Origin of the sequence: Halogeometricum sp. CBA1124 (genome assembly GCF_009741955.1) — an archaeon.
Classification (GTDB): domain Archaea; phylum Halobacteriota; class Halobacteria; order Halobacteriales; family Haloferacaceae; genus Halogeometricum; species Halogeometricum rufum.
This window is the reverse complement of record NZ_WPCD01000018.1, coordinates 1-22,295: the sequence shown is the minus strand read 5'-3', so window position 1 is coordinate 22,295 and position 22,295 is coordinate 1. Positions and strand designations below refer to the sequence as shown.

Genomic DNA, 22,295 nt, shown 5'->3' with positions numbered 1-22,295 from the left:
GGCGGTCGACGAACGGCACCGGACGCGTCGAGTCGCTCCCGTCAGTCGTCGCCGAGGAGTTTCGACTCCGCCTTCCGCAGGTGTTCCAGCAGCGTCGCCTTCGAGACGTCCACTTCGGCCGCCAGTTCCGCCGCACTCGTCTCGCGCGGCCACGTGTAGTAGTCGCGCCGGCGGGCCAACTCGAACACCTCTCGCTGTCGCTCCGAGAGGGCGTCCGTCCGGAACAGTCCGCTCCCGCCCTTCGGCGCGGTGATGAGTTCGACGCGGATGTCGGCGTCCATCTCCGCGCGAATCTCCTCCAGTCGCTCGTGGACGGTCTGTCGCGTCTCCTGGACGAGGACGGTCCACTGCTCGCGGCCGCCCTGCATCCGGACCGGTTCGTCGGGGATGAACCCCCGCGAGACGAGGGCGTCGTTGATGGAGTTGCCCATGTCGTAGCGGACGACGATACCCCGCGTCGCACTCCCCGGCACCGCCTCGTCTTCGAACTCTCCCGTCTCCCACACCGACTCGGTCAACGGCGAGTCGCGGATGGCCGCGACCAACGCGTCGAGTTCGGCGGTGCTGTCGGCGTAGGCGGTGAACCGCCCGTTCGCCAGTCCGTCTATCTCGTGGACGCCGTGTCCGAGGAGGCCGCCGTCGGTCGCTTCCGTCACCTCCAGCGTCCAGCAGTCGGGGTGCCAGATGTCGAGGCTCACGCGCACCCCCGATTCCTCCTCGTGCGTCATCGTTCGTCAAGGGCGACGCGCCCGCAAAAAGGTACGCGTAGACGCGGCGACGCGTCGGCACCGCAGACCCTCTCGTTCCGTGGGGACTCTGAGACCGGTCCGGTTCGTCGTCTATACCTTCCGCGCGAACGCCAGCGTCCCGCTCGTCCGCTCGATGAGTGCGCGGACGGTGTCGCCCTCTCGCGCGCCGGTGACGAAGATGGTGTACTTGCCCTTCTCGGCGACGCCGTCGCCCTTGCGACCCGTGCCGGTGATTTCGAGTTCGTACGTCTTGCCCTCCTCGATGGCCGGCCCGGTCTGGGTCTGCGTCTTCGCGGCCTGCTTCTGGACCGGCCGGAACGCACCACACGCCTCACAGCGGAGCATGTCCACGCCGTCCTCGGTGACGAGGCGCGTGTCCGGCAGGCCACACTCCGTACAGGAGACGTACTCGGCGACGTACTCGTCGATGGCCGCCTCGAAGTCAGCGACGCTGAACGACCCGTTGTAACGGGCGCGGTCGCCGTCGAACTGGCCGTTCGTCCCGAGTTCTCGCTGGATGTTTCGGTGGAGGTGACTCGCCTCGCGGCCGAGGGCGTCGGCTATCTGGCCGAGGTTCGTCAGGCGGGTGAACGCCCCGTCCGTCTCGCCCTCGGGGTCGGGTACGTCGAGGCGCGACTCCTCGTAGTTTCGCTCCGGCAGTGTGTCGAACGCTCTGTCGAGAGAATCTGCGTAGTCCATACCGACCGGAGTGGATGCGGACCTAAAGCCGTTCCGTGTCTCGCGGTGGCGTGGGCGCGGCGGCCGTCGGGGCCGACGAACCGCTCTCTCGACCCGTCCGCACACCACCCCGATACCCGGCTACTCGTGGCCCGAGACGGGCACGGGTTCGTACGGCGCTTCGAGGTACTCGACGTCGGACTCCGAGAGGTCGATATCCAGCGCTTCGACGGCGTCTTCGAGGTGTTCGACGCTGGAGGTGCCGACGATGGGCGTCGTCACCCACGACTTCTCGAACTGCCAGGCCATCGCTATCTGGGCCATCTTCACGCCCTTCTCGTCTGCGAGTTCCTGCACGCGTTCGTTCACCTCCGGCCCGCCGCCCTTCGTGTACCCCCGGTCGTGGTCCGACTCGTGTTCGCCGCGCGTCGTCGCGTCGAACTCCTCGTGCGGGCGGGTGAGGTAGCCCGCGCCCAGCGGCGACCACGGCATGACGGCGACGTCCTCCTTCTCGCAGAGGGGTAGCATCTCGCGCTCCTCCTCGCGGTAGGCGAGGTTGTAGAGGTTCTGCATGGAGACGAACCGCTCCAGTCCGAGTCGGTCCGAGGTGTGCAACGCCTCGGCGAACTGGTGCGCCCACATCGACGACGCGCCGATGGAGCGGACCTGCCCCCGGCGCACCGCGTCGTCGAGGGCGCGGAGCGTCTGTTCGATGGGCGTGTCGTAGTCCCAGCGGTGAATCTGATAGAGGTCCACCGTGTCCATCCCGAGGCGGTCCAGCGAGGCGTCCAACTCCTGTTCGATGGTCTTCCGCGAGAGGCCTCCCGAGTTCGGGTCGTCCTCGCGCATCTCGCCGTACACCTTCGTCGCCACGACGAACTCGTCGCGGTCGTAGTCGGCGAGGACGTCGCCGAGAATCTCCTCCGACTCGCCGTACGAGTAGACGTTCGCCGTGTCGAAGAAGTTGATTCCGAGGTCGATGGCGCGTTCGATGAGTTCGCGGCTCTCCGCTCTGCCCAGTGTCCAGTCGTCCCAGTTCGTCCCGAAACTCATGCACCCGAGGCAGAGTTCCGAGACGGTGACGCCCGTCGAACCGAACGTGGTGTACTCCATGTGTTCGCGTTCGCCCAGTCCGGTCAAAAAACTACGTCCGGGGAATTCGGATGACTGCGTTCGAGGTCAGAACCGACTCCGACCGCCGTCTTCCACGACGGCCGCGCGTTCGCGTTCGGCGCGCGCGTCGTCCACCGAGTCGTTCGCCACCAGCCTGTCGAGTTTTCGCTCGAACTCCCGTTCGGTCAACTCGCCGTCGACGTACCGTCGCTTCAGTCGGTCCAGCGCGTCCTGTCGCTTCTCTTCCGGCGACGGCTCCGGTTCGGCGAACGCGTCGCCGAGTCCGAGGACGCGGAGCGGCGGGTACTCGCTCTCGGCGCGTCGCGCGACGGACTCGATGCGGCCGCCGCGCGGGAGCGACGCCCGTCGAGCGAGACCGTAGACGACGCCGACGGCGGAGACGACGGCGACGGCCGTCGAGAGGGCGAACAGGGGGAGGACCGGGAACGCGAGTTCGAGGAGCGTGGCGACGAGCGTTCCGGCGAGGAACGCGCCGCCGACGACGAGTGCGGCGTAGCCGAGGAGGACGGCCGAGAGCGTTCCCGACGCCACCAGCAGGAGGAACGACACCAGCGTCAGTCGGTCGCGGAGGGCCATTGCCGTCGTTTCGGGCCCCGACCCGGCTATATCTGTCGGACGATTCGGGACGTAACAACTCGTTTCGTCCCGGTGCCGTAGAAACGAAGCGGTACCGGGGTCGGATACGGGTTCGGTAGGCGACGTATACTAACGACCCGTCGAGTCGGTCGCGTAGTCGATGACGAACCAGACACGACTCAGGACGGCGGCGCTGGTTTTGGTGGCGCTCGTCGTCGGCGTCGGCGTCGGTCTCGGGGTGGTCGGCGTCGGCGTCTTTGACGACGCTGGTCTCCTCGCTGACGGGTCTGCATCCGTGAGCGACCAGTCAGATGTAGCCGCGGCGTCGACCGAGACGCCCGCGCCGACGCCTGCGGACGTCGCGCCGTCGGAGTCCGGTATCGACGCGGCACCGACGCGAACGCCCCGCCCCGAGGCGGCTAACGCGACGTGGGAGGAGTACCGACTCGTGGCCACCTTCCGCAACGACGACGTCAAGCCCGCCGACGACCCGTCGGCGATGCGGGCCGTCGACCGCATCTTCGTCGAGGAGGGTGTGCCCGTCACGAGCGGGGTCATCCCGTATCCCGGCGGCACCCCTCTCTCGGAGGCGACGGCGACGTGTGAGTACCTGCGCGAACTCGCGACTTCGAACCCGAACACCGTCGAATTTGCCCTCCACGGCTACACCCACGAGAACCGCTCGGACTTCTACGGCGCTAGCGAGTTCGGCGGCGCCCCGTACGATACTCAGCGGGAGTGGATACGGGCTGGGACGGCGGAGCTAACGGCTTGCACGGGTGAGCGACCGACGACGTTCGTTCCGCCAATGAACAGCTACGACCGCAACACGACGCGGGCGTTGACCGACGCCGATTACTCTGTCGTCTCTGGTGGGTCGTGGTTCACAGAGCCTTACTACGGCGAACGCGGCGTCTTCCGAGCCGACGGTATCGTCCACGCCGGCAACACGACGGGGTACGTCACCGACTGGTCGACCGTAGAGCGCAAGTCGCGGGCCGAGTTGCGGGCCGACTTCGACCGGGCGTATCGACATGGCGGGACGTACATGCTGATGCTACATCCACAGCACTTCGACACGGCCAAGCGACGGGGCGACTTGCGAGCGCACGTCCGGTACGTTCGCTCGCACGAGGACGTGCGCCTCATGACCGTCGGTGAACTCGGGTTGCGCCTCGCGAACGGAACGATGAAACGCACCGAGGATGGGTGGCGAGTGCTCGAACCGTCGGATTAACGTTCCAAGTCCGCGGCCCGTTCCCGCGCCGCGGCGGCGACGAACGGGAGCGTGATGGTGGCGTCGCCGACGACGGTGACGTTCCTGGCGGACTTCTCCAGTTTCCCCCACGACCGGGCCTCGTCCAACGTCGCGCCCGACAGGCCGCCGGTGTGGTCGGGGTCCATCGTCAACTGCACCGCGTAGTCGTAGGCGTCCGGGATGGTCAGCATCGTCTGCAGGACGTAGTTCTTGGGGACGCCGCCGCCGACGACCATCGCGCCCGCCTGCTCCGCCTCGAACGCGAGGTCCGAGAGGTGAGTCATGTCCTTCAAAGCGTCCAGCGTGAACTCGGAGGTCTGCGAGTATATCCACGCCTGAATCCCCAGTACGGAGTCCTGAATCGCCGGGCAGTAGACCGGCACGTCGTGTTCGTACGCCGCGGCGGCGACGCCCGCGTCCTCGTCGATTTCCTCCGCCTCGTTCCGTTCGAGGTTCGCCCGCCCCAGTTCGGCGGTGAACTCCTGAATCGACACCGTCCGCTCGACTTCGGGGAAGACGTTCTCGCGGAGGTGTCCCTCGAACAGCGCGAAGTGTTCCTGCGGGAGGTAGACGTTGTAGATGCGGTCCACCTGCTCGTCGCGCAGGTGTTCGTCGTGGTCGCGAAGCGTCTCGCCCGTCGGTGTCGCCGTCTCGTCCGACGGGTGGGGGTCGTGCGGTTCCGCCCGACCGTGGTGGTGTTTGCCGCCGATAGCCTCGATGGCGTCGTGCGTCAGGTTCGCCCCCGTCGTGACCAGCGCGTCGATGTGGCCGTCGCGGATGAGGTCCACGACTATCTGTCGCATCCCGGTGGGGACCATCGCGCCCGCGAGGCCGAACAGGTTCGTCACGTCGTCGCGCCCGAGCATCTCGGCGTACACGTCGACGGCGCGTTCGAGGTTCGACGCGCCGATGCCCGCCTTGCCGTACTCGGTGGCCAGTTCGCCGACGGTCATCCCCGCGCGGACCCGGGCGTGACCGACGGGGTTCTCGTGGAACTCCTCGCGGTGCGGCGGGTGGTACTCGTGGTCAGTTTCGGACTCGTCGGCGTCTGCCGCGCCGTCGTGGTCAGTTTCGGACTCGTCGGCGTCTGCCGCGCCGTCGTCGTGGGCGTCGTCGCTCATACCTCCGGGTGGGTCGCCGCCCCGTTTAGTGGTCGCGGTCCGCGACGGGCGCAGTCGGCGACCCGTCGTCGAACGAAAAAGAGCGCGCGAAGTGTTGTCCCTCGCGCCGTCAGTCGGCGCTCTCGGCGGTTATCCGCGCCGACTCCAGCGACCGAACCGACTGGAGGCCGCCGACGGCGACGACGACGAAGCCGACTTTCGACACCAGGTCGAGATACGTCAGCACCAGCACCTGCGTGTCGGGTAGCAGCAGTCCCAGCCCCGTCGGCGCGAGAATCCACACGATGGGGTACAGCGTCCAGACGACCACCGTCAGGTTCCGGACCGTGGTGAACGTCGCCACCACGTCGCCGGACTGGAAGTCCGCCCCCCGCGGGAGCTCCGCACGAGGAGGTAGACGAGGACGAGGTAGGCGACGACGCCGACGGCGAAGGCGACGTAGCGCGCCGTCCCGTCGACCGAGGCGGCGACGACGCCGCTCACGATGACGACGACGTCCGTGACGACCAGCAGGGCGTAGATTCGCAGTCCGGACCGCGCGAGGAGGCCGAGGTACAGCACCATCAGCGGCGTCGTCACCAGCCAGTCCGTGTAGCGGACGATAGCGACCGAGTTTCCGCCGACGGCGATGCTCCCGTAGCCCTGCGCCATCAGCGCGTAGGCGACGGCCGCGATGCCCGTCACGAGGGCGAGGACGGCGGTGTACCCCCGGCTCTCGGCATCGGTCAGAAACTTGTACGCCGGCGGTACCGTCCCGAGCGCCATCCCGACGGCACCGACCCACAGCCACAGCGTCGCGTTCAGTTCTATCATCTCAGTCGTCCCCCATCGCCGCCCGCGCGTTCGCGTCGAGCGCCGTTCCGTCCGATTCGGCGACGGTGAAGTCCTCGAGCGCGCTCCGCAGGTCGCGCGCCCGGTCGGCGAGACGCTCCGCGGAGTCGCTCACCGTCGTCATCGTCGCGGTCTGTTCTTCGGCCGCGGCGGCCACGTCGCCCGCCTCGTCGGACGTCTGTTCGCTGATTGCGGCCACCTCGTCCACCCGTTCGACGACGGCTGTCGCAGAGCGCGCCTGCGTCTCCGTCGCCTCGCGTATCTCCTGAATCGAGTCGTCCGTCTCGTCGACGGCGACGGCCACCTCTTCGAGGGCGTCGATGGCCGACTCGACCGTCTCGACGCCGGAGACGATGCTCGTCCGCGTCTCCTCCATCGCGGCCGTCGTCCCGTCGGCCCGCGACTGGATGCGCTCGATGCGCTCTTCTATCTCCGCCGCGGACTCGGCCGTCTCCTCGGCCAGCGACTTCACCTCGTCGGCGACGACGGCGAAGCCCGACCCCTTCTCGCCGGTCCGCGCCGCCTCGATGGAGGCGTTCAGCGCCAGCAGGTTCGTCTCGCCCGCGATGTCGCGGATGACCTCCACGATGTCGCCGACGGCTTCGAGTTCCTCGGCGAGAGCGGTCACCTCTTCGGCGGTCTGTTCGGTCGCGTTCTCGACGGCGTCCATCTCTTCGAGCGCCTGTTCGGCGTCTTCGCGGCCGGACTCGCCGATTTCGGCCGCGCGCCGCGAGGCGTCGGCCACGCCGTTGACCGTCGCCGCTATCTCCTCGGCCGAGGAGGACAGTTGGTCCATCTCCTCGGAGACGGTCAGGAGGTTGTCCGTCTGCTGTTCGGCGCCGTTGGATATCTCCGTCGTCGCCTCCGTCACCTCGGCGGAGGCGTCCATCACCTCGTTGGCACCCGTGTCGACGCGGTCCGCGGCGTCGACGACGTGGTCGGCGAACTGCGTCACCTCGGCCATCGTGTCGGCTATCTCGTCCAGCATCTCGTTGAACGAGTGGGCCACCTCGGCCATCGCGTCGTTCTCCCGTGAGGCCTCCATCCGGCGCGTCAGGTCGCCGTCGGCGACGGCGTTCATCACCGCGCCGTACGACGCCGCCTTCTGTTCGAGGTGGTCGTTGACGCGTTCGGTCTCGCGAATCTGGGCGCGGAGCGTGTCGCGCATGTCCGCGAAGGAGTGATACAGCGTCCCGAACTCGTCGGACCGCGTCGTCCGCAGGTCCACGTCGAGGTCACCCTTCGCCATCGAGTCGGCCCGGTCGGCCAGACGCCGGAGCGAGACGATGGTGTTGGACCCCACGAGGACGCCGACGAGCGAGAGGCTCACGAGGACGAGCAGGATGAGGCCGGTGATGGCCGACGTGACCTGCTTGCCGACGGCGAACGCCTCGGACTTCTGGGACTCGACCTGCACGGTCCAGTCGAGCGTCTCCATCGACGCGCTGGCGACCAGCGTCTCCTCGTTCTCGACGAAGCCGCCGTCTTCGAGGGCGGCCGCGTCACCCTCGTACTCGGTGAGGAGTTTCGACGCGTCGGGGTGGGCGACGAACCGTCCCTCGCCGTCCACGACGGTCGTCGACCCGCCGCCCGCCGTACTGGCGAACGCCGCGGCGTGCGACTCGACGTTTATCATGTAGATGAGCGCCCGGTTCTCGGCGCCCTCGATGGGCGAGATGACCGAGATGACCGGGAAGTCGGCCACCGGAACCGTGAACGGCGACGTGACGTGCGTCCCGTCCGGTCCGTCGAACGTCGGCGGGTTCTCCGCGAACGGCGCGCCCTGTTCGGCCGGGCTGACGCCCTCCATCGTCGGGTTCGAACTCGCGACGATCTCCTGTTCGGCCGTGTCGTAGTAGTGGACTGCGACGACCCCCTTCGGCACGGCGTCGTCCGCGACCGTCTCCGAGAGATGGTCACTGATGGCCGCCTCGTCGCCCGACCCCAGAACCGGGTACGACGAGTGAAGCCGCGTCTGCTTCTCGATTCCGCCAATCCACGTGTCCAGTTCCGCCGCCCGCACCTCCGCGGAGGTGACGAGGTCCGCTCGTTCCTCCGTCTGAAGCGTCTCGGACGTCTGGTCCTGAACCACCACGCCGAACCCCACGACGAGTGCGACGACGGCGAGAAGGGCCACACCGAGTTTCACTCCGAAGCTCGGTGCGAACCGTTTCGATGATGGTCGTGACATTTCCTACGAAGTTCGTACGTCTGGTAAAGTAAAAAGACGACCTCCCAATTATCCGAATAGATAACTCCCGCCGTCGGTCCGGAACGCCGTCAGCGCCGCCCGCTCACAGCCCCGTCGGGAAGTCCAGATACGTCGTCTCCAACCCCCACTCCGAGGCGAGGGCCGCGAGACTGCGGACGCCGAACGTCTCCGTCGCGTAGTGGCCCGCGAGGAAGACGTTGACCCCCGCCTCGCGCGCCTCGTGGTACACCTGCTGTTTCCCCTCGCCGGTCACGAGCGTCCGCGCCGACGGCCTCGGCCTCCGAGAGCCAGTCCGCGCCCGACCCGGTGAGGACGGCAATCTCCGAAATCTCGTCGGGGCCGAAGTCGAGCACCTGCGTCGGTCGTCCGCCGTTGTCGAACCCGTCCAGCGTCTCGCGGAGTTCCTCGACGGTGTACGTCCGCGACGCCCGGCCGCGCTGACCGACGTGGACCGGTCCCAGTTCGCCGAACGGTTCGCGCCCCTCCAGTTCGAGGCGGTCCGCGACGCCGGCCGCGTTGCCGAGCGACTGGTGGCCGTCCAGGGGGAGATGCGAGACGTACAGGCCCACGTCGTTCTCCACCAGCGGGGCGATGCGGTCGTACTCGCGGCCGGTCACGCGGTCCAACCCGCCCCAGACGAGGCCGTGGTGGGTCACGAGCAGGTCCGCGCCCGCGTCCACGGCCGCCTCGATGGTCGCCTCGGCGGCGTCGACGGCGAACGCGACGCGTTCGACCGTCCCCGTCTCCGACCCGACCTGCAGGCCGTTCGCGCTGGCGTCCACGTCGGCGTACGCCGCGGTGTCGAGCTGTTCGTCGTACCGTGCTATCACGTCGGCGCGGTCCATCGCCATGGGCGAGTCGTCGGCCGCCCGCGGCTTGTATCCCGCTGGTCTCGGGCGCGTGGCGTCCGTCGAGCCTGTCACTCGACGGCCACGACACCTATGTACGCCCCGCCGCTACCGATTTGCACCCGTCAGCGAGACGGGCGAACGAACACCGCGACCCACCGCGGGGTGACTGTCATGGGCAAATTCAGGAAAGCGATGCGCGTATGGCGACGCCTGCCGCGAGGAGTAAGCTACCACGGCCTGAAGGCCGTGGCATTCAGCGTGGACTCCCGTTCTAACTGCTCAAGGCAGTAGGCGAATACTCGCCGTTCACGTTCAACATCCCGCTGTTCAAGCGCACGCCTACGGGTGCGCCTCCACGTCCAGACTTTTGCTGGTCGCGGAGATACTTCAGCCCGATATTCTTCGCGGCGTTATAATCCGTGTGAACATCATACCCGCACTTCAGACAACCGAACTCGTCCTGACCGTTGTTGTGTGGACGATTATCCTCGTGGGTAAACCCACATTTCGAGCAACGCTGACTCGTGTACGCCGGATTAATCTGCTTCACCACAAGTCCTTCAGACTCGGCTTTGTACGTGACGTACTCGAACAAGCGATGGAACGCCCATTTGTGAACCGCCTTTGCGTGCGGTAGGCGTTCGCGGATTCCTTTGAGTTGCTCGAACACGATGTGCGTACAGTCGTTCTCAAGAGCTTCCTCAACGAGTTCGTTCGAGATGGTGTGAAGCATCTGCTCGAACCGCCCGGTTTGCTTTCGACCGACTCGCTGAACGTTCTCGTGTGCCCACCGAGTCCCGGTCTGTTGGAGGTCGCCACGACGCTTCTCGTACTCTCGGTGCCAGTGGTTGAGTTCGCCACCGCTCCAGAAGCGCCCGGTTGAGGTGGTTGCGATGTTTGTGATGCCGAGGTCAACACCAAGGACGGAGACGTGCTTGGCATCGCCTTGTTCGGCCTCATCATTCTCTACGGCGGGCTTTGTCCGCACGTGGAGGTAGAAGCAGTCCTCAACCTCGTCGTAGTGGAGCGTAGCTCCTTTCACGTCGTAGTCATCGTTGAACAGGTACGCCGAGTGCGGCGTGCCACGCTGTTCGTTGGGGAGGACGAACTCTGCGGTCACTCGTCCGTCGATGGTGGCGAGTGTAGCGTGGTCGTCGTTGACGGTGACGGTTCTCGCGTCGTAGCTGGCGAACCGCGACGTGAAGTGAGGCTTCGAGGCTTTCTTGCCTTTCTTCCATCGTTCGACACAGCCTTTGACGGCTTCTGCGGCGCGGTTTCGTGCGGCTTGCACGAGATTGGCCGGGAGCGGCGAGCCATCTCGAACGTCGTAGTAGGTGAGGTCGTGGAGTTTCTGTTTGTTGGTGATTTTCCAGCCGGGCTCCCACGCTACGTCTACGACATGGTTGGCGGCGTCGAGGAAGTGGTCGGTTGTCTGGTGGAGGAGGTCAGCGGCACTCTTGTCCACATCGAGTTTGATGGGAACGGTTCGAGTGCTTGAGTCTTCCACCATCTGTACTTCATATGTAGAAGTACGTATTTATGACAGTTTGGATTGGCGTTGGGGAGTCGGCCTGCTATTGAGGAGTGTTCGTGTAATGGGTTGTCGGCTTCCTCCCGCGCCTAAAGTCGCGGGTTTCCGCCTTGCAGTCATTATGAAGCGGCGTATCACGAGCAAGGTACGACGGCTGTTCCGCAGCGGAAAGCGGTAAACCGCGCGGCCGTTCGTTCTTTTCAGCCGGCGTCGGCGTCGGACTCGAAGTCGGACTCGGGAGCCGCGGCGCTGGCGTGCGAGTAGACGAACTCGCGCAGGAGTTTCCCGCCGAGCGACGCCGCCTGTCCGTCGTCCCTGTCGTTCACCTCCACCACGTCGAAGCCGTCGGCGTGAGGGGCGACGGTCCGGACCACGTCGCGCATCTCGCGGGGGGCCATCCCGAACGGTTCGGGCGTCCCCGTCCCCGGGGCGAACCCGGGGTCCGCGCCGTCGATGTCGGCGCTGAGGTACGTCGACCGCCCGTCGAGTCGGTCGCCGAAGTCGAAGTCGGCCACGTCCTCGGGGGCGACGACGGTCACGTCGTCGGCGTCGGCGCGGTCCCACTCCTCGGGCGACCCGGTCCGTGCGCCGAGGATGATCGCCTCCGCCGCGCCGAGTTCGTCGAGGACGTGCCGGGTGACGGTGGCGTGGCTCCACTCGTTGCCGTCGTAGTCGGTACGCAGGTCGAGGTGGGCGTCCAGACAGACGAACACCTCGGGTTCGACGCGTCGACGCCGGCGTAGGTGACGGTGTGTTCGCCGCCCAGCAAGAGGGGGACGGCGTCGTCGCGCACCACGTCGCGGAGCGTTCCCGCGACCCACTCGACGTACTCGCGGGCGTCGTCCCACGGGTGGACGTCGCCCTCGTCGTGGACGAGACAGTCGGAGAAGTGCAGGTCGGTCCGCCGGTCGTAGTCGTCGAACGTCCGGGCGAACCGCCGGATTCTCTCGGGACCGAACCGGGTCCCGGGTCGGAACGTAGTCGAGATATCCAGCGGGGCGCCCACGACGACGTACGCGGCGTCGTCACGCGATGCGGTTGCCCCGGGGAACATCCCGATCAGACGATCTTCCGCTGTCCCTCGTACTCGAGGTACTCTATCTCGTCTTCGGGCGAGAGGTCCTCGTCCTCGGGGATGCGCATCGTGAACGTCTCGTACGTGCTGAGGTCCATGATCTGCGCGTCGGAGCCCGTCACGGAGACGACCTGACCCTGCTTTCGCTCGATGATGGGCACCCACACCTTCGCGTCCACGGGCTGGCTGAGCGACCGCTTCTTGCTGTCGAAGACGCCCTTGCCCTCGATTCGGGCCTTCGCGCTGCCGTGTTTGCCGGGCTTGGCCGTGCTGTAGGCGTTTATCTTGCACGGCGACTCCTCCATCATCACGTAGCTGCCTTCCTGAAGTTCGCGGACCTGCTTCTGTTCTCTGGGCATACCTGCGCGTTGTCGGTAGACCGGTATAAACGGTTTGGAAACGGTCTATTGCCGCGTTCGCCCGCGTGAACGGCTGACGAACGCCGCTGCGACGACGGCTTTTGCGGCCGTCGCCCCCCGACGTTTCGTCGCGGTTCCATCAATTGTCACGATATTCGCGCAACAGCGTACATCGTCCGCGGCGCGGACTTCGAAGTATGGCTCAGTACGCGACAGCCCGCACCGACGCGGCCGTCAGCACAGTCGTCCGACGTCTCCGCTGCCCCGAGGGGGAGTCGCTCGCCCGCCGCCTCCTCGCCGCCGTCGCCGCCGGCGAGTTACCCCCGGCCGCGGAGCGTCGCTCGGCCGACGGCGACCCGTTCGACCGGTACGGGCTCCTCCCCGCGGCGTTCGCCGCCCTCCGCGTCGTCCGCCGGCGACTCGGCTTCGACGTGCCGTCGCTCTCGGCGGCGGCGGAGACGCTGGCTGTCCGACCCGACGCGGCCGCCGCCGCGGAGCGGTCGCTCGTGAGTCGGCTCTCGCCGCCGGCGGACGAGGACGAACGGGCGCGGTTGGACCGCGAGGTTCGGGCGGCCCGCGAGGCGTTCGACGCTGCCGAGTTCGCCGCCGAACCCGCCGCCGACTCCCACGACGACTCCGACGCCGGGGCGGCCCGCCACCCGGCGGGCATCTCCGACCCCGTCGCCGAACGCCGCGCGCACCTCCGGCGTCTGGAAGCCGACCGCTCGATGGCGTCGCTCGGATTCGTGCTGTACGAACTCGCCCGCGACGACGCGAGCGAACCGGCCGTCCGGCCGCGGAGCGACGCGGACCGCGCGTAGGCCGTCGCAGTCAGGCCTCGTCGGTGTCGGCGTCCAACCAGCCGTCCACGCCGTCGCCCCCGTCGTCCTCGCGGGCGTCGCGTCCGCGCGAGTAACTCCCGAGGACGCCCGCCGCGACGTTGGGTAGCGTCACGCAGAGCAGAATTCCCGTCGTCGCCTCGCCGGGCGTGTCGAACAGTGGGACGAGGTACTCGAACGGGAAGGGGAGCGTACCGCCGCCGACGACGGCGAGGGCGACGAGGCCCGGAATGAGGACGATACCCCACGTGAGCGCGGACAAGAGACCGTGCCACGCGCCGTCGGCGGTGTCCGGGCCGACCAGGTAGCCCGCGAACGCGCTCCCGGCCAGGCCGCCGACGAGCGTCACCCGACCGGTCAGGAGGAAGACGAACGCTTCGCTGCACGCCGCGAGGGCGAATCCCGCCACCACGACCCGCCAGCGAGTCATCGGTGGGAAGGTGTCTCGTCATCCGCAATAAACGTCCGCTTCAAAAACTCACGTTTGAGAATCGTCGCCGGGGCGAGGTCGGTTCAGTCCTCGCCGCGACGCTGACGCATGCTCTGCCGGGTGAACTGCGGCGTCGTCCGGAGGCCGCGCTTCTTGCGGAACGACCGGTAGAGTTGGACGACGACGGGTACCGTCAACGCCGCGGCGACGGCGGCGGGGACGACGCTGGTCTGGTCGAACGCGTAGAGGATGGCCGTCGAGAGGGCCCCGACGGAGAGGAGGATACCGTAGACGAGGCGGCGGGCCAGTTTGTCCAGCACGTCGTTCTTGTCCTCGAGGCGGACGTTGACGGTCAGGTTCTCGCGTTCGACCCTGTCGAGGACGCGGTCCAGTTTCGGCGGCACCGTGAACAGGGCCTCCGTCGTCCGTTGCATCTGTCGCCCCGCGTCGGCGACGAGTTCCTTCGCCGTCTCCTCGTAGTAGCCCTCCTCGCGGAGGTAGTCGGTGGCGACGGAGATGAAGTCGAACTCGGGGTCGAGGGTGACGCAGACGCCCTCGACGACGGTGGCCACCCGCAGGACGAGTGCGAGGTTCCGCGGCAGTCGAAGCGGGAACTCGTAGATGGTGGACTCGACCTGTTCGATTATCTGCTGGACGCGGTACTGCTCGATGTCCTCGCCGCGGGCGTCGGCGATGGCCAGTTCCATCACGTCGCCCATCACCTGCCGGTCCGCCTCGGGCGACAGCGTCCCCATCTCCACGAGGGCGTCGAGGATGCCGTCGATGTTCTGGTTGGCGACGGCGACGTAGAAGTCCACGATTTTGTCCTGGATGAACGGGTCGACGCGCCCGGACATGCCGAAGTCGTAGAAGATGATGCGCCCCTCCTCGTCCACGGCGAGGTTGCCGGGGTGGGGGTCGGCGTGGAAGACGCCGTCGTCGATTATCATCTGGAGGTAGATGCGCTGGAGGCGCGTCGCCAACTCCGTCCGGTCGACGCCCATCTCGTCGATGGCCGCCACGTCGTTTATCTTCGTCCCGGGGAGGTACTCCATCGTCAGCACGCGCGGTCCCGACCGCTCCTCGACGGGGTCCGGGATGCGGATGGTCCGGTCGCCCTCGAAGTTCGACCGAATCTGTTCGAGGATGCGCCGTTCCCGGCCGTAGTCCATCTCCTGTCGGATGGTCTTGGCGAACTCGTCGGCGAGGTTCTCCAGCGAGAACGCCCTGCCCTGTCCGATGAACCGCATCAGTATCGGCAGCGACCACCGGACGACGCGCAGGTCGGCCTCCACGAGCGATTCGATGCCGGGGCGGCGCACCTTCACCGCCACGTCCTCGCCGTCGTACCGGGCGGTGTAGACCTGACCGAGACTCGCGCCGCTTATCGGGTCGTCGTCGAACGACGCGAACGCCTCGTCGATGGGGCCGAGTTCCTCCTCCAGCACTTGCTTCGCGTCGGACCACGGCGCGGGCGGCACGTCGTCCTGCAGACTCGACAGCACCTCGATGTACTGCGGCGGCAGGATGTCGGGCCGCGTCGACAGCAGTTGGCCGAGTTTGATGAACGTCGGGCCGAGTGTCAACAGCGAGTCCAGCAGTATCTGCGCTCGCTCGGCTTGCATCTCGGTCGTGACGGTCCGACGGCCGCCGAACAGCAGGTACTTGCGACGGTCGCGCGCGTACGCGACTATCAGCGGGAAGAACTGGTAGACGACGACCAGAAACCGCCAGTACGAACGTAGATTGACCAGCGTCACCACCTCACCGCGCGGTCAGGCCTCGGTGTCGTCGGCACTGGAGATGGGGATGGTCCGTTCGGGGGCGGCGTCGCGTTTCGGCAGGCGGATGGTGAGGACGCCGCGGTCCATCTCGCTGTCGGCGCCGGCGCCCGTCGCGTCCGGCGGGAGCGGAATCTCGGCGTCGAGGAACAGAGAGCGGTCCTCGCGGACGTACCGGAACTCCGTCGGCAGTTGTTTGTCGCGGCGCGCCTCGATGACGAGGCGGCCCTTCTCGACGTGGAGTTCCGCGGTTTCGGCGGTCACGCCCGGGAGGTCCAACACGAGGAGGTACGCGTCGTCGGATTCCAGCAGGTCGGCGAACACCGCGTCCGGAAGTTCCTGAAGCGCGTCCCGCAATGCAGACATACTCGTTGGTACGGATGCCGGGTCGAAAAAGGCCGCGGTCGGCCGCCAGCGGACGGGTAAGCCTTGTGGTCCGACGGCCGACCAGTCGCCGCGTCCGACCGCAGGTGTCGGCCTCGTCCCCGACACTCGCCGCGGCCGACGCGCGGAGCCTTTTACTCTCCGCCGGCCAACCATCCGCCATGACGAACGCGCACGACCGGCAGACCGCCGGGTTCAAAGAGCGAACGCGGGTCGCCGAGGCGCGCCGGACGCTCCTCGCGGCGGCGACACCGCACGACCGGACGGAGACGCTTCCTATCGGCCGGGCCGACGGCCGCCCCCTGGCGGAGTCGGTCACCGCGCCGAATCCGGTTCCGAACTACGACCGCGCGGCGATGGACGGGTGGGCCGTCCGCGCCGCGGACACGTTCGGCGCGTCGGACCGGTCGCCCTCGGTCCTCCGCGTCGCCGTCGCGGAGGCGGAGTCCGACCCCGACGCGCCGTCGAACCGGGCGCGGCCGTCCGCGTCCACACCGGCAGCGAACTCCCGCCGGGCGCTGACGCGGTGGTGATGGTCGAACACGCCGAGGAGGTCGGAGCGGAGTTGGAGGTGTTCGACGCCGTCACCGAGGGCGAGAACGTCGGCGACGCCGGCGAGGACGTGGCCGAGGGACAGGCCCTGTTCGACGCCGGCCACGAACTCCGGCCCTCGGACCTCGGCCTCCTGAAGTCCGTCGGTCGCGACGAGGTGTCGGTGTACGAACGGCCGACGGTGGGCGTGATTCCGACGGGCGAGGAACTCGTCCAGTCGGACCCCGGGCCGGGCGAAATCGTCGAGACGAACGGCCTGACCGTCTCCCGACTGGTCGAACGCTGGGGCGGCGTGGCGACGTATCGAGACGTGGTCACCGACGACCCCGCGGCCCTCCGCGCGGCCGTCCAACGCGACCTGACGAAGGACGTGGTCGTGACGACGGGCGGGTCATCGGTCGGCGAACGCGATTTGATTCCCGAAGTCGTCGACGAACTGGGCGAAGTGCTGGTCCACGGCGTCGCCCTCAAACCCGGGCATCCGGTCGCTCTCGGCGTCGTGGAGGAGACGCCCGTCGTGATGCTGCCGGGGTACCCCGTCGCCTGCATCGTCAACGCCGTGCAGTTCCTCCGCCCCGTGCTGAAGCGCGTCGGCCACCTCGACGACCACCCGTACCCGAGCGTGGAGGCGCGCCTGACGCGGAAGATTCCGAGCGAACCCGGCGTGCGGACGTCGCGCGGGTCCGACTCGGCGAGGCCGACGAGTCCGGTGAACGTACCGCCGAACCGACCCGCGCCTCCGGGTCGGGCGTCCTCTCGTCGGTCGCACTCGCCGACGGGTGGGTCGTCGTCCCCGAGGGGCGGGAGGGCTACGACGAGGGCGACGCCGTGACCGTCGAGGGCTGGGAGTGGTCGGCGTGACTGCCGTCGGACGGCCTCTCGGCCGCGTCGCGGCCGAGCGTGCGACCGACGGCGTCACTCTCGCCACGGGGTGGTTCGCGTGACCCGAAAGGAGTTCCGCGACCTGGCCGACCCCGAGGACGCCCACGCGGCCATCGCGAACCTCGACCTGTCGCCGGCCCCCGAGACGGTCCCGCTCGGTGAGTCCCGCGGGCGCGTCCTCGCCGAGCGAATCGACGCCGAGATGGACGTGCCCGGGTTCGACAGAGCGAGCATGGACGGCTACGCCGTCCGCGCCCGGGACACGTTCGGCGCGGGCGAGGCGTCCCCCGAGGAACTCGAACTGGTCGGCGCGGTCCACGCCGGGAGCGAACCCGACGTCGTCGTCGGCGACGGCGAAGCGGTCGAGATCTCCACGGGTGCGGTGATGCCCGACGGCGCGGACGCCGTCGTCATCGTCGAACGGACGGAGGAGCGAGACGGCACCCTCGTCGTCCGCGACGCCGTCGCGCCCGGCGACAGCGTGATGCTCGCCGGCGCGGACGTGGCCGCCGGGGCGCGCGCACTCGGCCCCGGCACGTACCTCACGCCCCGCGAAATCGGCCTGCTCTCCGCGCTCGGCGTGGACGAGGTGCCCGTCCGCGGGAAGCCGACGGTCGGTATCATCTCCACCGGCGACGAACTCGTCCGGCCGGGCGACCCGCTGAACAGCGACGCCGGTCAGATCTACGACGTGAACAGCTACACCGTCGCCACCGGCGTCGAGGAGGCCGGCGGCGAGGTGGTGCTGTACCCCCACGCGGGCGACGACTACGAGGAGATGGAGCGCATCCTCGTGGAGGCGGCCGAGGAGTGCGACCTGGTGCTGTCCTCGGGGTCCACCTCCGCCTCCGCCGTCGACGTCATCTACCGCGTCATCGAGTCGCGCGGCGAACTCCTCCTGCACGGCGTCGCGGTCAAGCCGGGCAAGCCGATGCTCGTCGGCACTCTCGGCGGCGAGGACGGCGACGGCGAGAACGGTGACGGCGAGAACGGCGACGGCGAGGACGAAGCCACCGATTCCGCCTCCGCCTACGTCGGCCTGCCGGGCTACCCCGTCTCCGCGCTGACCATCTTCCAGACGTTCGTCGCGCCCGCGATTCGCCGCGCGGCCGGCCTGCCGGAACCGCGGACGGCCACGGTCACCGGGACGATGGCCGCCCGCGAACGCTACGGCGAGGGGCGACTGCGCCTCATGCCCGTCGGCCTCCTCGAAGACGAGGCCGGCGAGACGCTCGTGTACCCGGTGGACAAGGGAAGCGGCGCGACCACGTCGCTGGTCGAGGCCGACGGCGTGGTCGAAGTTCACCCCGACACCGAGTACCTCGCGGCGGGCGAGTCCGTCGAAGTGCGCCTGTTCTCGCCGGACGTGCGCGCGCCGACCCTCCTCGCGTCGGCGAGGACGACCCCGCCCTGTCGCGCCTCCTCGACCGACTCGACGCGCCGCGGTACCTCCCGGTCGGGAGCCGAGAGGGCTTGCGTCGCCTCCGCGGCGGCGTGCCCGACGTGGCCGTCGTCGCCGGCCCCACCGACCGCGACGTAGAGAGCGTCGACCTCGGCGGGTGGACGCGTGAGTGGGGACTCGTCGTCCCCGCGGGCAACCCCGCGGACGTGTCCGGCCTCTCGGACCTCGTCGCTGGCGACCTGCGCTTCGTCAACCGCGACGCGAACGCCGGGCTCCGGGCCAGTCTGGACGCGGCGTTCGAGGAACTCGCGGCCGACCGGGGGACGACGCGACGCGACCTGACCGCGGCCGTCGACGGCTACGAGTTGACGACGAAGGCGACGGAGAGTCCGGCGCGCGCCGTCCTGCGCGGGAAGGCCGATGCGGGACTCGGCCTGCGCGCCACCGCCGAGACGCTGGGGATGGCGTTCGTCCCCGTCGGCGAGGAGTCCGTCCGCGTCCGCGCGAACCCCGACCGAACGGCCAAGGAGAGCGTCGAGGCGTTCTCGACGCTCCTCGCCGACACCGACGTGTTCGACGGACTGGCGGGCTACGAGTCGGACTGACTAGGCAATCCGTCTGACACATCACCTGCCAAGAAAATTTTAGTGCGGTGGGACTAACTCCCACACGCATGGATTCAAGTGCGACCGTCCTGCACGTCGACGACGACCCGGATTTGCTCGAGCTCTCCAAGCTCTCCTTCGAGCGACACGCCGACGACGGTATCGAGACGGTGACGGCGTCGAACGCTGAGGACGGGCTGGAGGTCCTCGACTCTCGGTCGGTCGACTGCATCGTCAGCGACTCGCTCAGACTCGACGACGACACCGCCTTCATCGTCGCCGCGCGCCGGCGCGCCGCGTCGATACCGATCATCTTCTACACCGCAAAGGAGTGGGACGCCGTCGCACTCGACGCGCTGGAAGCCGGCATCTCCGAGTACGTCCGGAAAGCCGACGACGGCGACGTCGCCGCCGTCGTCGAACGAGCGAGCGAACTCGCGACGCAGAACCGGACGCCGACGATAGAGGAGGAGACGCTCGTCGAGGACCGGCCGTGCGACACGCTGGAGGAAGCGGTGGACACGTTCCCCGCGGAGACGGCCGACGGGACGTGGACGGTCATCGGCGTCCACGACTGGCAGAGAGACGAGGAACTCGGGACGACCATCGCACAGGTGATGGAGGCGCACACCGGCGTCGACGCGATGCAGGCCGAACCGCTGTTCACCTCGCTGGACGCGGAGGCGCTGGAGACACTGCTCGAACCGCGGCCGGGGGAGTCGTCGCGCTACGACATACAGGTCCGGTTCCCGTACGCGAAGTGGGAGCTATCCGTCTCTAGCGACGGCTTCATCGCGATTCGCGACCTGCCGGCGACGGGCGACGAGTAGCGTCACTTCACTCGACGACGAACCCGCCGTCGGTGGCGACGCGCCGGTTCCGTAACTCGTCGAACGTCTCCACGCGCACGTCCGCGAGGACGCACCGGCCGCGTCGCTCCGGGGTGTGACGCTCGACGTGAATCCCGTCGAGTCCGGCGTTCCACGCGGCCCCGATGTCGCTGGACCCGTCGCCGGCGAGAACGCCGCGAGCGCCGGCGTCGGGGTCGATGCCGAGCGCCTTCATCGTGTGGTAGACGGGCGCGGGGTTGGGCTTCCACCCGACCTCCTCCGTGCAGCAGACGACGGCGTCGAACCAGTCGCGGAGGTCGAGGTGGTCGAGGACGGGGTCGGCGAGGAACTGTTGACAGTGCGTGACGACGCCCACCGGCCGGTCGTCCGCGACGGCGGCGAGGAGGTCGGCGGCGTCGTCGTGGAGGTGGGTCGCCTCCGCGCGGGCCTGCGGGTCCTCGACGGCGTGGAACGCGGGCCAGAACTCCTCGGGGTCGACGCCCCACGCCCGCAGTTGCGGGTCGCGCGCGCCGCCGAGGCCGTGCCAGACGACCTCGGCCTCGCGGTCGGTGAACTCGCGGCCGAGTCTGTCGCCCACCCGGTCGAACACCTCGCGGGTGTACGACCAGTCGGCGTCGACGACCGTGCCGTCGAGGTCGAACAGCCAGAAGTCGTACGCGTCGGCTACCATCGGAGACGAGGGTACGCGCCCGGTGGCTATGTGCTTTTCGGCGGTACTGTCAGCCTCTCCGACGCGTGTTCAGTCGCCGTCTTCGACCCGGATGCTCGACCCGAGGTACTTGTGGAGCACTTCGCGCGCGGAGTCGGCGTTGAACAGGTCGAGGTGGTCCGAGATTTCGGCGCGCAACGCCGTCAGGTACGCCTCGTCGGTGCGCAACTCGCTGAACGAGACGGAATCGACGGGCACCGAGAGCCACTCCTCGGCGAGTTCGCGGGCGTACCGGTCGTCGTTGACCTCGCCGCGCCACAGGGCGTCCCGGAAGAACGTCCAGTCGTCCTCGCCGGGGTCGGCGGCGGCGACTTCGACCACCGTCTCGAACGTCCGCGGGTCGGTGCGGACGCCCGACGCGGCGTCGAGGCGGAACCGCACGCGGAAGACGTACGCGGCGTTCACGGCTATCGCTCGTCGTCGAACAGGTCGGCCAGGCGGATGTCCTTGTCCGTGATTCCGCCCTCCTCGTGGCTGGTGAGACGGACCTCCACCTCCTCGTAGCCGACGATTATCTCGGGGTGGTGGAACTCCTCCTCGGCGACTTCCCCGACCTTCGTGACGAACTCGATGCCCTTCAGGTAGTCATCGAACTCGTACGTCTTCGTTATCTCGTCGCCGTCGCGTTCCCAGCCGTCGGGAAGTCGGCTCTGAATCTCGTCGTCGTCGAGTAGTTCGGCCATGACGGGGTGTCGTCCGCCGGGCGAATAACGTTTCTCCCCGCCCAGACGGCGTCTCGCGTCAGCCGTCTGCGCGTCCTCAGTCGTCGGCGAGTCCTTCGAGGACGTGCCGGGGGACGTCGGCGTCGTCGGGCACGTCTTCGGGGACGCCGTCGGGCATCCCGTCTCGCGGTCCCGACGGCGACTCCAGCGACGGTTCGTCGCCGCCGAAGTCGGGGTCGAACAGCGTCATCGCCGTCTGGATGGTGTCCCAGTCGTCCTCGACGGCGGCCTCGCGGAGGCTCTTCGTCGGCGCGGAGAGCAGTTGCCCGACGAGGGCGTCAGCGAGTGCGTCCACCGTCTCCCGCTGTTCGTCCGTCAGCCCGCCCTGCGCGTCGAGCTTCGCCAGCGCCGTCTCGACTTCGCGCTGTTTGACCTGCTCTGCGGCCTCGTACATCCCGCTGATGGCTCGGTCGGCGCGGCGCTGCTTGTACGACTCCAACAGCCGTTCGAACTCGTCGTCGATCATGGCTTCGACCTTCTGTGCGGCTTCGCGCCGCCGTTCGCGCGTCTTCTCGGTGACGGCCTCCAGCCCGTCGATGTCGTGGACGACCACGCCCGGGAGCGACTCGACGGCCGGGTCCACGTCGCGGGGTTGGGCGATGTCGATGACCGTCGTCTCTCCGCTCGTCTCGACGTGGTCCGAGGAGAGGACGTACTCCGGACTCCCGGTGGCCGAGATGACGACGTCCGCCGCCTCGATGGCCTCCTCGACGGCGTCGAGCGAGAGGGCGCGCGCCGGCACGTCGACTTCGGTGGCGACGTG

General features: G+C 68.3%; 21 protein-coding genes and 4 pseudogenes. 6 read left to right on the top strand and 19 right to left on the bottom strand.

Going from position 1 to position 22,295, the window contains the following annotated elements; translation table 11 throughout:
• Positions 1-41 precede the first annotated feature (41 nt).
• From GJ632_RS04470 to GJ632_RS04455, 4 genes are all read right to left on the bottom strand, one after another.
• Entirely contained in the window at positions 42-728 is a 687-nt protein-coding gene (locus GJ632_RS04470) for a helix-turn-helix domain-containing protein (protein ID WP_191452209.1), read from the bottom strand.
• A gap of 111 nt (positions 729-839) precedes the next feature.
• Positions 840-1,448, bottom strand: a complete 609-nt coding sequence (locus tag GJ632_RS04465; protein WP_089808597.1) for a translation initiation factor IF-2 subunit beta — start codon at positions 1,446-1,448, stop codon at positions 840-842.
• A gap of 120 nt (positions 1,449-1,568) precedes the next feature.
• Positions 1,569-2,540, bottom strand: a complete 972-nt coding sequence (locus GJ632_RS04460; protein WP_191452208.1) for an aldo/keto reductase — start codon at positions 2,538-2,540, stop codon at positions 1,569-1,571.
• Positions 2,541-2,606: 66 nt separating this feature from the next.
• Positions 2,607-3,137: an SHOCT domain-containing protein gene (locus GJ632_RS04455; RefSeq protein WP_191452207.1), complete on the bottom strand. Its 531-nt coding sequence runs from the start codon at positions 3,135-3,137 to the stop codon at positions 2,607-2,609.
• Between the two features lie 160 nt (positions 3,138-3,297).
• Here GJ632_RS04455 and GJ632_RS04450 point away from each other — a divergent pair, with 160 nt between their 5' ends.
• On the top strand, positions 3,298-4,374 hold the full coding sequence (locus GJ632_RS04450; RefSeq protein WP_191452206.1) for a DUF2334 domain-containing protein: 1,077 nt from the start codon (positions 3,298-3,300) through the stop codon (positions 4,372-4,374).
• Here the strand turns inward: GJ632_RS04450 and GJ632_RS04445 are convergent.
• The 8 genes and pseudogenes from GJ632_RS04445 to GJ632_RS04410 form a co-directional block, all read right to left on the bottom strand.
• Complete coding sequence (locus GJ632_RS04445) at positions 4,371-5,516, bottom strand: deoxyhypusine synthase (RefSeq protein WP_191452205.1); 1,146 nt, start codon at positions 5,514-5,516, stop codon at positions 4,371-4,373. The two genes, GJ632_RS04450 and GJ632_RS04445, sit on opposite strands and share 4 nt — an antisense overlap.
• 109 nt (positions 5,517-5,625) lie before the next feature.
• Positions 5,626-5,859, bottom strand: coding sequence for a bacteriorhodopsin (locus GJ632_RS24610; RefSeq protein WP_191452204.1), 234 nt, complete (start codon positions 5,857-5,859; stop codon positions 5,626-5,628).
• Positions 5,829-6,329 carry a bacteriorhodopsin gene (locus GJ632_RS23045; RefSeq protein WP_191452203.1) on the bottom strand — a complete coding sequence of 167 codons (501 nt, stop codon included), beginning with the start codon at positions 6,327-6,329 and terminating at the stop codon, positions 5,829-5,831. Before GJ632_RS23045 ends, GJ632_RS24610 begins: the two co-directional genes overlap by 31 nt.
• A 1-nt stretch (position 6,330) precedes the next feature.
• Positions 6,331-8,484: a methyl-accepting chemotaxis protein gene (locus GJ632_RS23040; protein WP_197427880.1), complete on the bottom strand. Its 2,154-nt coding sequence runs from the start codon at positions 8,482-8,484 to the stop codon at positions 6,331-6,333.
• 157 nt (positions 8,485-8,641) lie between these two features.
• Positions 8,642-9,404 (bottom strand): annotated as a pseudogene (locus tag GJ632_RS04425) (Nif3-like dinuclear metal center hexameric protein).
• Positions 9,405-9,681: 277 nt separating this feature from the next.
• On the bottom strand, positions 9,682-10,920 hold the full coding sequence (locus tag GJ632_RS04420; protein WP_191452201.1) for an RNA-guided endonuclease TnpB family protein: 1,239 nt from the start codon (positions 10,918-10,920) through the stop codon (positions 9,682-9,684).
• A gap of 221 nt (positions 10,921-11,141) precedes the next feature.
• Positions 11,142-11,995: pseudogene (gene speB / locus GJ632_RS04415) on the bottom strand (agmatinase).
• A gap of 5 nt (positions 11,996-12,000) precedes the next feature.
• Positions 12,001-12,375 carry a translation initiation factor IF-5A gene (locus GJ632_RS04410; protein WP_089808581.1) on the bottom strand — a complete coding sequence of 125 codons (375 nt, stop codon included), beginning with the start codon at positions 12,373-12,375 and terminating at the stop codon, positions 12,001-12,003.
• A 197-nt stretch (positions 12,376-12,572) separates the two neighbouring features.
• On the opposite strand from GJ632_RS04410, the gene GJ632_RS04405 reads away from it, so the two are divergent.
• Complete coding sequence (locus tag GJ632_RS04405; protein WP_191452200.1) at positions 12,573-13,196, top strand: hypothetical protein; 624 nt, start codon at positions 12,573-12,575, stop codon at positions 13,194-13,196.
• A gap of 10 nt (positions 13,197-13,206) precedes the next feature.
• Here the strand turns inward: GJ632_RS04405 and GJ632_RS04400 are convergent, their stop codons facing one another.
• The 3 genes from GJ632_RS04400 to GJ632_RS04390 all read right to left on the bottom strand — a co-directional run bounded on the left by GJ632_RS04400 (position 13,207) and on the right by GJ632_RS04390 (position 15,791).
• Complete coding sequence (locus GJ632_RS04400; RefSeq protein ID WP_197427879.1) at positions 13,207-13,644, bottom strand: DUF5518 domain-containing protein; 438 nt, start codon at positions 13,642-13,644, stop codon at positions 13,207-13,209.
• Positions 13,645-13,727: 83 nt separating this feature from the next.
• The gene (locus GJ632_RS04395) at positions 13,728-15,407 is read right to left on the bottom strand and encodes an AarF/ABC1/UbiB kinase family protein (protein WP_089808577.1); all 1,680 of its coding nucleotides are present in this window, start codon (positions 15,405-15,407) and stop codon (positions 13,728-13,730) included.
• 12 nt (positions 15,408-15,419) lie between these two features.
• Positions 15,420-15,791 carry an Hsp20/alpha crystallin family protein gene (locus GJ632_RS04390; protein ID WP_089808575.1) on the bottom strand — a complete coding sequence of 124 codons (372 nt, stop codon included), beginning with the start codon at positions 15,789-15,791 and terminating at the stop codon, positions 15,420-15,422.
• Between the two features lie 179 nt (positions 15,792-15,970).
• On the opposite strand from GJ632_RS04390, the pseudogene glp reads away from it, so the two are divergent.
• The 4 genes and pseudogenes from glp to GJ632_RS04375 all read left to right on the top strand — a co-directional run bounded on the left by glp (position 15,971) and on the right by GJ632_RS04375 (position 20,080).
• A pseudogene (gene glp, locus GJ632_RS04385) lies at positions 15,971-17,222 on the top strand (gephyrin-like molybdotransferase Glp).
• 70 nt (positions 17,223-17,292) lie between these two features.
• Positions 17,293-18,783 carry a molybdopterin biosynthesis protein gene (locus tag GJ632_RS04380; RefSeq protein ID WP_394351782.1) on the top strand — a complete coding sequence of 497 codons (1,491 nt, stop codon included), beginning with the start codon at positions 17,293-17,295 and terminating at the stop codon, positions 18,781-18,783.
• Positions 18,738-19,250, top strand: coding sequence for a substrate-binding domain-containing protein (locus GJ632_RS25760; protein ID WP_394351781.1), 513 nt, complete (start codon positions 18,738-18,740; stop codon positions 19,248-19,250). Before GJ632_RS04380 ends, GJ632_RS25760 begins: the two co-directional genes overlap by 46 nt.
• 68 nt (positions 19,251-19,318) lie before the next feature.
• A complete protein-coding gene (locus GJ632_RS04375) occupies positions 19,319-20,080 on the top strand; it encodes a HalOD1 output domain-containing protein (protein ID WP_191452199.1) in 762 nt (253 codons plus the stop codon).
• A gap of 7 nt (positions 20,081-20,087) precedes the next feature.
• Here the strand turns inward: GJ632_RS04375 and GJ632_RS04370 are convergent, their stop codons facing one another.
• The 4 genes and pseudogenes from GJ632_RS04370 to GJ632_RS04355 form a co-directional block, all read right to left on the bottom strand.
• Complete coding sequence (locus tag GJ632_RS04370; protein WP_089808568.1) at positions 20,088-20,771, bottom strand: HAD family hydrolase; 684 nt, start codon at positions 20,769-20,771, stop codon at positions 20,088-20,090.
• 69 nt (positions 20,772-20,840) lie between these two features.
• Positions 20,841-21,215: an LWR-salt protein gene (gene lwrS / locus GJ632_RS04365; protein ID WP_343161019.1), complete on the bottom strand. Its 375-nt coding sequence runs from the start codon at positions 21,213-21,215 to the stop codon at positions 20,841-20,843.
• 2 nt (positions 21,216-21,217) lie between these two features.
• Entirely contained in the window at positions 21,218-21,493 is a 276-nt protein-coding gene (locus GJ632_RS04360; protein ID WP_191452198.1) for a 4a-hydroxytetrahydrobiopterin dehydratase, read from the bottom strand.
• 76 nt (positions 21,494-21,569) lie between these two features.
• A pseudogene (locus GJ632_RS04355) lies at positions 21,570-22,295 on the bottom strand (glutamyl-tRNA reductase); the annotation flags it as partial.

What these genes read in the sequence shown, in the direction of transcription:
- GJ632_RS04370 (WP_089808568.1), bottom strand. Translation starts at nt 20,771, where the DNA reads ATGGTAGCCGACGCGTACGACTTCTGGCTGTTCGACCTCGACGGCACG.
- GJ632_RS04445 (WP_191452205.1), bottom strand. Translation starts at nt 5,516, where the DNA reads ATGAGCGACGACGCCCACGACGACGGCGCGGCAGACGCCGACGAGTCC.
- GJ632_RS04420 (WP_191452201.1), bottom strand. Translation starts at nt 10,920, where the DNA reads ATGGTGGAAGACTCAAGCACTCGAACCGTTCCCATCAAACTCGATGTG.
- GJ632_RS04405 (WP_191452200.1), top strand. Translation starts at nt 12,573, where the DNA reads ATGGCTCAGTACGCGACAGCCCGCACCGACGCGGCCGTCAGCACAGTC.
- GJ632_RS04400 (WP_197427879.1), bottom strand. Translation starts at nt 13,644, where the DNA reads ATGACTCGCTGGCGGGTCGTGGTGGCGGGATTCGCCCTCGCGGCGTGC.
- GJ632_RS23045 (WP_191452203.1), bottom strand. Translation starts at nt 6,329, where the DNA reads ATGATAGAACTGAACGCGACGCTGTGGCTGTGGGTCGGTGCCGTCGGG.
- GJ632_RS04410 (WP_089808581.1), bottom strand. Translation starts at nt 12,375, where the DNA reads ATGCCCAGAGAACAGAAGCAGGTCCGCGAACTTCAGGAAGGCAGCTAC.
- GJ632_RS04360 (WP_191452198.1), bottom strand. Translation starts at nt 21,493, where the DNA reads ATGGCCGAACTACTCGACGACGACGAGATTCAGAGCCGACTTCCCGAC.
- GJ632_RS04375 (WP_191452199.1), top strand. Translation starts at nt 19,319, where the DNA reads ATGGATTCAAGTGCGACCGTCCTGCACGTCGACGACGACCCGGATTTG.
- GJ632_RS04460 (WP_191452208.1), bottom strand. Translation starts at nt 2,540, where the DNA reads ATGGAGTACACCACGTTCGGTTCGACGGGCGTCACCGTCTCGGAACTC.
- GJ632_RS04455 (WP_191452207.1), bottom strand. Translation starts at nt 3,137, where the DNA reads ATGGCCCTCCGCGACCGACTGACGCTGGTGTCGTTCCTCCTGCTGGTG.
- GJ632_RS04465 (WP_089808597.1), bottom strand. Translation starts at nt 1,448, where the DNA reads ATGGACTACGCAGATTCTCTCGACAGAGCGTTCGACACACTGCCGGAG.
- GJ632_RS04390 (WP_089808575.1), bottom strand. Translation starts at nt 15,791, where the DNA reads ATGTCTGCATTGCGGGACGCGCTTCAGGAACTTCCGGACGCGGTGTTC.
- GJ632_RS04470 (WP_191452209.1), bottom strand. Translation starts at nt 728, where the DNA reads ATGACGCACGAGGAGGAATCGGGGGTGCGCGTGAGCCTCGACATCTGG.
- GJ632_RS04450 (WP_191452206.1), top strand. Translation starts at nt 3,298, where the DNA reads ATGACGAACCAGACACGACTCAGGACGGCGGCGCTGGTTTTGGTGGCG.